Source organism: Immundisolibacter sp. (genome assembly GCF_028696615.1).
In the GTDB taxonomy this organism is placed as follows: Bacteria; Pseudomonadota; Gammaproteobacteria; order Immundisolibacterales; family Immundisolibacteraceae; genus Immundisolibacter.
Genome location: NZ_JAQVGQ010000114.1, coordinates 1 through 8,332, shown reverse-complemented (window position 1 = coordinate 8,332; position 8,332 = coordinate 1). Strand labels below are relative to the sequence as shown.

Annotated in this window: 8 protein-coding genes; 6 read left to right on the top strand and 2 right to left on the bottom strand. The window is 68.9% G+C overall.

The window, feature by feature from the left end:
- Both PHC73_RS08645 and radC read right to left on the bottom strand, forming a co-directional pair.
- On the bottom strand, positions 1-957 hold a 957-nt coding region (locus tag PHC73_RS08645; protein WP_300126777.1), incomplete at its 3' end, for an MFS transporter.
- Positions 954-1,628 carry a DNA repair protein RadC gene (radC, locus tag PHC73_RS08640; RefSeq protein WP_300126775.1) on the bottom strand — a complete coding sequence of 225 codons (675 nt, stop codon included), beginning with the start codon at positions 1,626-1,628 and terminating at the stop codon, positions 954-956. The genes radC and PHC73_RS08645, both read right to left, overlap by 4 nt.
- Before the next feature lie 59 nt (positions 1,629-1,687).
- Between radC and coaBC the strand changes: the two genes are divergently transcribed.
- The 6 genes from coaBC to PHC73_RS08610 all read left to right on the top strand — a co-directional run.
- Positions 1,688-2,887 carry a bifunctional phosphopantothenoylcysteine decarboxylase/phosphopantothenate--cysteine ligase CoaBC gene (coaBC, locus tag PHC73_RS08635; RefSeq protein WP_300126773.1) on the top strand — a complete coding sequence of 400 codons (1,200 nt, stop codon included), beginning with the start codon at positions 1,688-1,690 and terminating at the stop codon, positions 2,885-2,887.
- Positions 2,874-3,329, top strand: a complete 456-nt coding sequence (dut, locus tag PHC73_RS08630; RefSeq protein ID WP_300126771.1) for a dUTP diphosphatase — start codon at positions 2,874-2,876, stop codon at positions 3,327-3,329. The genes coaBC and dut overlap by 14 nt, the downstream gene beginning before the upstream one ends.
- 176 nt (positions 3,330-3,505) lie before the next feature.
- Entirely contained in the window at positions 3,506-4,891 is a 1,386-nt protein-coding gene (locus PHC73_RS08625) for a phosphomannomutase/phosphoglucomutase (protein ID WP_300126769.1), read from the top strand.
- A complete protein-coding gene (rpe, locus tag PHC73_RS08620) occupies positions 4,888-5,556 on the top strand; it encodes a ribulose-phosphate 3-epimerase (protein WP_300126768.1) in 669 nt (222 codons plus the stop codon). The genes PHC73_RS08625 and rpe overlap by 4 nt, the downstream gene beginning before the upstream one ends.
- Before the next feature lie 80 nt (positions 5,557-5,636).
- Entirely contained in the window at positions 5,637-7,118 is a 1,482-nt protein-coding gene (gene trpE, locus PHC73_RS08615; protein ID WP_300126767.1) for an anthranilate synthase component I, read from the top strand.
- Between the two features lie 421 nt (positions 7,119-7,539).
- A partial coding sequence (locus tag PHC73_RS08610) for an integrase arm-type DNA-binding domain-containing protein (RefSeq protein ID WP_300126765.1) occupies positions 7,540-8,332 on the top strand: 793 nt, incomplete at its 3' end.

Sequence of the window (8,332 nt, the reverse complement as noted above, 5' to 3'; positions counted from 1 at the left end):
CAACCAGAAGTTGCGCGAGAGCGAAAACGCGAGCAGGCCGAATCCAAACCCGAATGCGCCCCACGGCACCCAGGCCGTGAGCCCGCGCGGGCTGCGTCGTGCCGCCAGCGTGAGTGCGCCGATCAGCGCGCCGCCGCCGGCGCAGCTCATGAGCAGACCGAGCCCTTGCGCGCCGCCGCCGAGGATGCGGTCGGCGAACACCGGCATCAGCACCGCATACGGCATGCCGGCCAGACTCACCATGCCGAGCAGCAGCAGCAGGCTGCGGATCGGCAGGTGTCCGCGCACGTAGCGCAGGCCGTCCGCGATGTGCGCCAAAAGCGAGCCGGTGTGCACGGCCCGCTCGCGGCGCGTGACGCGGATGGCGAGCAGCGCCGCCAGCACGGTCACATAACTGATGCCATTGAGCAGAAAGCACCAGCCCTCGCCGGCGGCCGCCACCAGCACACCGGCGATGGCGGGGCCGACCAGGCGCGCGGCGTTGAACACCGACGAGTTGAGCGCGATCGCGTTCGGCAGGTCCTCGCGGCCCACCATCTCAACCGTGAACGCCTGCCGGGCCGGCAGATCGAAGCCGTTGACGATGCCCAGCAGCGCCGCCAGCACGAACACCTGCCACACCACGACGTGCCCGCTCAGGGTCAGCGCGGCGAGCAGCAGCGCCAGCACGGATGAGGCGACCTGGGTGCCGATCAGAATGCGCCGGCGATCGACGCGGTCCGCCACCGCGCCGCCCAGCGGCGCCATCAGGAACACCGGAAACTGCCCGGCGAAGCCGGCGACACCGAGCAGCACCGACGAGCCGGTCAGGCGGTAGATCAGCCACGACTGCGCCACCGCCTGAATCCAGGTGCCGGGCAGCGACAGCAACTGGCCGAAGAAGAACAGCCGGAAGTTGCGATGCCGCAGCGCGCGCAGCATGGCCGGGCCGCGGGCCGGTGCCGGGCCGGCGTTCACAGCTGTCCGCGGTCGGCCAGCGAGGTGGTCTGCCCGTCGCCGATGACGATGTGGTCCAGCACCCGCACGTCCACCAGCTCGAGCGCGGTTTTCAGGCGCCGGGTGAGCGTCACGTCGGCCTCGCTCGGTTCCGCCACGCCGGACGGGTGATTGTGGGCCAGGATCAATGCCGCGGCGTTATGGCGCAGCGCGGCACGCACCACCTCGCGCGGGTAGACGCTGGCGGCGTTGACGGTGCCGCGAAACAGCTCCTCGAAGGCCAGCACGCGGTGGCGGTTGTCCAGGAACAGACACCCGAACACCTCCTGCGGGTGGTCGCGCAGCTGCACGGCGAGGTAATCGCGCGCCGCCTGCGGCGAGGTCAGCGCCTCGCCGCGGCGCAGCACCTCCTGCGCGTAACGGCGGCCGAGCTCGGCCACCGCCAGCAGCTGCGCGTACTTGGCGGCACCCAAGCCCTTGCGCGCCAGCAGCGCCTGGCGGTCGCCGGCCAAAAGGCCGCGCAGGCCGCCGTGTTCGGTGAGCAGGTTGCGGGCCAGATCGACCGCCGACTCGCCGCGCACGCCGGTGCGCAGGCAAATCGCCAGCAGCTCGGTGTCGGACAGCGCCTGCGGGCCGTTGGCCAGCAGCCGCTCACGCGGTCGCTCGTCCGGGTGCCAATCGACGATCGCCATGCCGTTCCTCCGCAGAAACTCGTCGTCAAAAGCCCGCTGCTACACTCGCGCACGTAATCATGAACGCACTGCTCGACAAACACATCCTGCTCGGCGTGACCGGCGGCATCGCCGCCTACAAGACGCCCGATCTGGTGCGCCGCCTGCGCGAGGCGGGCGCCGAGGTGCGCGTGGTGCTCACCGACGCCGCGGCCGCTTTCGTGACGCCGCTGACCCTGCAGGCCGTCAGCGGTCGGCCGGTGCACCAGGCGTTGCTCAGCGCCGAGGCCGAGTCCGGCATGGGCCACATCGAGCTGGCCCGTTGGGCGGACCTGGTGCTGATCGCGCCGGCCACGGCCGATTTCATGGCGCGGCTGGCGCACGGTTTTGCCGACGATCTGCTCACCGCCTGCTGTCGGGCCACGCGCGCGCCGGTCGCGATCGCGCCCGCCATGAACGTCGGCATGTGGCAGAACGCGGCCACGCAGCGCAACCTTCGACAACTCACCGACGACGGCGTGCGCGTGTTCGGCCCCGCCAGCGGCAGTCAGGCCTGCGGCGAGGTCGGCGAAGGGCGCATGCTCGAGCCGCTGGAGCTGGTGGCGGCCTGCGCGGCGCAGTTCGGCGGCGGCGCGCTGGCCGGCCGGCGGGTGGTGGTGAGCGCCGGTCCCACGTTCGAGGATCTCGACCCGGTGCGCTTCATCGGCAACCGCAGCTCGGGACGCATGGGCTATGCGATTGCGCAGGCGGCGCGCGCGGCGGGTGCGACCGTGACGCTGGTCAGCGGTCCGGTGGCGCTGGCCGACCCGCCGGGCATCGCCGTGCAGCGCGTGCGCTCGGCGCAGCAGATGCGCGATGCGGTGCTGGCGGCGGTGGCGGACGCCGACGTCTACATCGGCGCCGCGGCGGTGGCCGACTACCGCCCGGCGGCGCTGGCCGCGCAAAAGATCAAGAAGGACCGCGACACCTTCACCGTGGAGCTGGTCCGCAATCCGGACATCCTTTCCGAGGTCGCGGCGCTGCCGCGCCGGCCGTTCACGGTCGGCTTCGCCGCCGAGACCGACGACGTGCTCGGCTACGCCCGGCGCAAGCTGGACGACAAGCGCCTGGACATGATCGCTGCCAATGCGGTTGGCGCGGGCCTGGGTTTCGAGACCGACGACAACGCGCTCACGCTGCTGTGGCCGGGCGGGCAGCGCGAGCTGCCGCGCGCCAGCAAGGCGGCGCTGGCGCGTGAGCTGATCGCCGTGATCGCGGAGCGCCTGCATGCGCGCGGTTGAGCTCAAAATCCTCGACCCGCGTGTGGGGGCCGAGTTCCCGCTGCCGCAGTACGCGACGGACGGCGCCGCCGGGCTCGATCTGCGCGCCTGCCTCGATGCGCCGCTCACGCTGGCGCCGGGCGAGGTGGCGCTGATCGGCACCGGGTTTGCCATGCACCTCGCCGATCCCGGCCTTGCCGCCGTGCTGCTGCCGCGCTCGGGCTTGGGTCACCGGCACGGCATCGTGCTCGGTAACCTGGTGGGTCTCATCGACAGCGACTACCAGGGCGAGGTCAAAGTGTCGTGCTGGAACCGCGGCGCGGCGCCGTTCACCATCGCGCCCGGCGAGCGCATCGCCCAGCTGGTGCTGGTGCCGGTGGTGCGGGCGCGCTTCGAGCTGGTGAACGACTTCACGCCCACCGCCCGTGGTGGCGGCGGGTTCGGACACACCGGCCGGGGCTGACGGAAATGCCGAAAAATTCCGTCGCTGGCATTTTTCTGCCCGCGGCGGCGCGGGTCACGCCCACGTCGCGCTCCCTGAAGCGATGACTCACGGCATCGCTTCAGGTCGGGGCTGTCTGCCCCGGACGGGAGCACTGCCGCGCCTAGCCGAGCGGGTTTTTTTGCCAAGAGGACGCCATGACCGAACGCTACCTGCCGCCCGAGGAAATCTTCCGCGCCTATGACATCCGCGGCGTGGTCGGGCAGAGCCTGACCGAAGAGGGTGTCTACCAGATCGGTCGCGCCATCGGTACGCTGGTGCGCCGCGCCGGCTGCAGTGAGGTGGTGGTCGGCCGCGACGGGCGCGTGTCCGGGCCGGCGCTCTCCGACGCGCTGACGCGCGGCCTCACGGCCACCGGCTGCGGGGTGATCGACGTCGGGATGGTGCCGACGCCGGTGGTGTATTTCGGCACCTATGAGTTCAACACCGGCTGCGGCGTGGCGGTGACCGGCAGCCACAACCCGCCGGATTACAACGGCCTCAAGATCGTGGTGGCCGGCAAGACGCTGTCCGGCGACGACATCCTCGGCATCCGTCGCTTGATCGAGGCGGATGATCTGGAAGCGGGCTTCGGCCACGTGCGTGAGGCCGACGCGCTGACCCCGTACCGCGAGCGGATTCTGTCGGACGTGAAGCTGGCGCGGCCGCTCAAGGTGGGCGTCGACTGCGGCAACGGCGTGACCGGCGCCAGCGCCCCGGCGCTGATCGAGGCGCTCGGCTGTGAGGTGGTGCCGCTGTTCGCCGAGGTGGACGGCAGCTTTCCCAACCACCACCCGGACCCGACCAAGCCCGAGAACCTCGAGGACCTCGTCGCCTGCGTGCGCGAGCGCGGGCTCGATCTGGGCGTCGCCTTCGACGGCGACGGCGATCGCCTCGGCGTGGTCACGGCCAGCGGCCGGGTGATCTTCGCCGATCGGCTGATGATCCTGTTCGCGCGCGATGTGCTCAGCCGCGTGCCGGGCGCCACCATCCTGTTCGACGTGAAATGCACGCGCCACCTGCCGCGGGCGATCGCCGCCGCCGGCGGCAAGCCCGTGATGTGGAAGACCGGCCACTCGCTGATCAAGGCCAAGATGGCCGAGACCGGCGCGGCGCTGGCCGGCGAGATGAGCGGGCACATCTTCATCAAGGAGCGCTGGTACGGCTTCGACGACGGCGTGTACGCCGCCTGCCGGCTGCTGGAGTACCTGAGCCGGCAGCCGCAGACGCCGGAGCAGGTGTTCGCGGCCATCCCGGATTCGGTCAGCACGCCCGAGCTGCAGATCAAGCTCAAGGAAGGCGAGCACTTCGCGCTGATGAAAGAGCTGGTCGCCGCGGCTGACTTTCCGGGCGCCGAGGTGAGCACGCTCGACGGCATCCGCGCCGACTACCCGGACGGCTTCGGTCTGGTGCGCCCGTCCAACACCACGCCGGTGCTGGTGCTGCGCTTCGAGGCGGATGATGCGGCTGCGCTCGCGCGCATCCAGGCCGCCTTCCGGGCGCTGTTCGCGCGCGTGCGTCCGGGTCTGGAGTTGCCGTTTTGAGTCAGCGGTACCGCATCGCGCCGTCCATCCTGTCGGCGGACTTCGCGCGGCTCGGCGCCGAAATCGACGCCGTGCTGGCGGCCGGCGCGGACTGGATTCATGTGGACGTCATGGACAACCACTACGTGCCGAACCTCACCATCGGTCCGGTGGTGGTGGAGTCATTGCGCCGCCACGCGCCGCAGGCGTTTTTCGACGTGCACCTGATGGTGGAGCCGGTGGATGCGCTGATTCCGGCGTTCGCCGCCGCCGGTGCCAACCTGATCAGCTTTCACCCGGAAGCCTCGCGGCACGTCGACCGCACGCTCTCGCTGATCCGCGAGCACGGCTGTGAGGCCGGGCTGGTGCTGAATCCCGCCACGCCGCTCGATCATCTCGATTACGTCATGGACCGCCTCGACCTCATCTTGCTGATGTCCGTGAACCCGGGCTTCGGTGGGCAGAGCTTCATCCCGTCGGCGCTGCCGAAGCTCGCGCAGGTGCGCCAGCGCATCGCCGCCAGCGGGCGCGACATCCGGCTCGAAATCGACGGCGGCATCAAGGTCGACAACATCGCCGATGCGGCGCGCGCCGGGGCCGACACCTTCGTTGCCGGCTCGGCGGTGTTCGGCTCGGCCGATTACGCGGCCACCATCGCCGCCATGCGCGCCGCGCTTGGGCAATGAATGGATTCAGATGCGTGCCTTGACGCTGGGGCCTGACCGGCCAAGACTGCCGCCCTTTTTCGACACCCGCCGCCCGCGCCATGGATGAAGCCCGTTTCAAAGCCCTCGCCGCCGAGGGCTACACCCGCATCCCGCTCACGCTGGAGACGCTGGCCGATCTGGACACGCCGCTGTCGCTTTACTTGAAGCTCGCCGCGGCGCCGAACAGCTTTCTGCTGGAATCGGTGGTCGGCGGCGAGCGCTTCGGGCGCTATTCGTTCATTGGCCTGCCGGCGCGGCGCGCGCTGCGAAGCCGCGGTTTCCACACCGAGGTGGTGGAAAACGGCCAGGTGGTCGAAACCGACGACGGCAACCCGCTCGACTTCATCGAGCGTTACCAGAAGCGCCAGCGCGTGTACGTGCCGCCCGGCCTGCCGCGCTTTTGCGGCGGGCTCGCCGGTTATTTCGCTTACGATACAGTGCGTTACATCGAGCCGCGGCTCGCGCACTGCCCGCTGCCGGACGAGCTCGGCACGCCGGACATCCTGCTGCTGGACACCCAGGAGCTGGCCGTGGTCGACAACCTGGCCGGCAAGATTTACCTGATCGTCTACGTGGATCCAAAGCAGCCGGGCGCGCACGCGCACGGTCTGGCGCGCCTGGCGACGCTGCTGGCGCGCCTGCGCAGTCCGCTGGCGCCGCCGCACAGTCCGGCCGGCGAGCGCAGCGCCGAGCAGCGCGCCTTCGCCAAGGCCGATTTCCTGGCCGCGGTGGCGCGCGCCAAGCAGTACATCGCCGCCGGTGATGTGATGCAGGTGCAGATCGGCCAGCGCATCCGCCGCCGCTACACCGAATCGCCGCTGGCGCTGTACCGGGCGCTGCGCACGCTGAACCCGTCGCCGTACATGTATTTCTACGACTTCGGCGAGTTCCAGGTGGTGGGCGCCTCGCCGGAAATCCTGGTGCGCCAGGAGGCGAGCACCGAAGGCACCAAGGTGACCATCCGGCCGCTGGCCGGTACCCGCCCGCGCGGGGCGACGCCCGAGCAGGACCAACGTCTGGCCGAGGAACTGCTGGCCGATCCCAAGGAGCGCGCCGAGCACGTGATGCTGATCGATCTGGCCCGCAACGACATCGGGCGAATTGCGCAGACCGGCACCGTCAAGGTCACCGACGAGATGGTCATCGAGCGCTACTCGCACGTGATGCACATCGTGTCCAACGTCGAGGGGCTGCTGAAGCCAGGTCTTGGCAATTTCGACGTGCTGCGCGCCACCTTCCCGGCCGGCACGCTGACCGGCGCGCCCAAGGTGCGGGCGATGGAGATCATCGACGAGCTCGAACCCACCAAGCGCGGCATCTACGGCGGCGCCTGCGGGTACCTGAGTTACTCCGGCGACATGGACTTGGCGATCGCCATCCGCACCGGCATCGTCAAGGACGGCGTGCTGTCGGTGCAGGCGGCGGCCGGCATCGTGGCCGACTCGGTGCCCGAGAACGAATGGCTGGAGACCGAGAACAAGGCGCGCGCCCTGCTGCGGGCGGCCGATCTCGCGCAGGCCGGGCTCGACGTGCAGCTGTGACAGGCCGTTGAAAAACGGCCTGCGCCCGCGAGGCAGGGATGCCTCGCGCGGCGAGTTGAAAAAAGGCAGTCCTGCCCTTTTTCAACAGCCTGGTAAGGCCGGCGCGCACGGTGTTTTCCCGCCACGCCGATCGGCGGACAATACGCGCCCTTTCCGGCGGCGCGCAGCGCCCGGCTGCAGCGAGCTGAGCAACGCCAGGGATGGCGTTTTTCAGGGTTCAAACGAGAGACCCCCGCGCATGGTGTTGATGCTCGACAACTACGATTGAGCTCCACCGGATGCCACCGAGTTCCATGGTGCATACATAATGCGTTGATTTGCAATGGTTGAGAGTCTGGTGGGTTCTGTCACTTGCTAGACCAATCCACTGCCAAAGTGTATAACAATGTGAGTAACGAGTCCCCTGCAGGGCGTTATACACATGGCTCTCAATCTCCTCACCGTACGCAAGATCGAGACGGCGCAAGCCAAGCCCAAGGCCTACACGCTCAGGGATGGCGGCAGCCTGTTCCTGCGCATACAGCCCAATGGAAGCAAGCTCTGGTGGTATCGGTATCGCCTGGGCAACGCCGCGCAGGTCTACTCGATTGGTTCGTTTCCCAAGGTGACTCTGGAGGTTGCGCGACAGGAGCGAGATTGGGCGCGCAACCTGGTTCGCGAGGGGCGCGATCCTATCCTGGAGAAGCGGGTCAAGATCGCCAACCAAGTCGAGCGGAACGAGCACACTGTCGAGGAGGTTGCCCGCAGGTGGATGGCGAGCAACGCGCATTGGAGCGACTACTACGCCGGCCAGGTGAAGACCTATCTTGAGAAGGACGTGTTTCCCAAGCTCGGCAAGCTGCCGATCGGCGCGATCAAGGCGTCTCACCTGCGGCCCATCATCCAAGGGGTGGTTGACCGCGGCGCTCCTACGGTGGCGATCTTGATCCGGCAGTGGAGTGGTCAGCTCTTCGCATACGCATCGGGAGAGGGGTTTTGCGAAAACGACCCGACTGCATTGCTGAAGCAATCAGTGAAGCGCCCGAGGGTTCGGCACAACCCGCCGCTGTCGTGGCAGGACATCCCGAAGTTCTTGAACAGCGTGGATGATGCGGGCTACCGGACTACCGTGATCGCGCAGCGGCTGATGGCGCTGACGTTTGTCCGCACGGCCGAGCTGCGCAAGGCGTACTGGTCTGAGGTCGATCTGGATAATGCGATGTGGACGGTTCCCG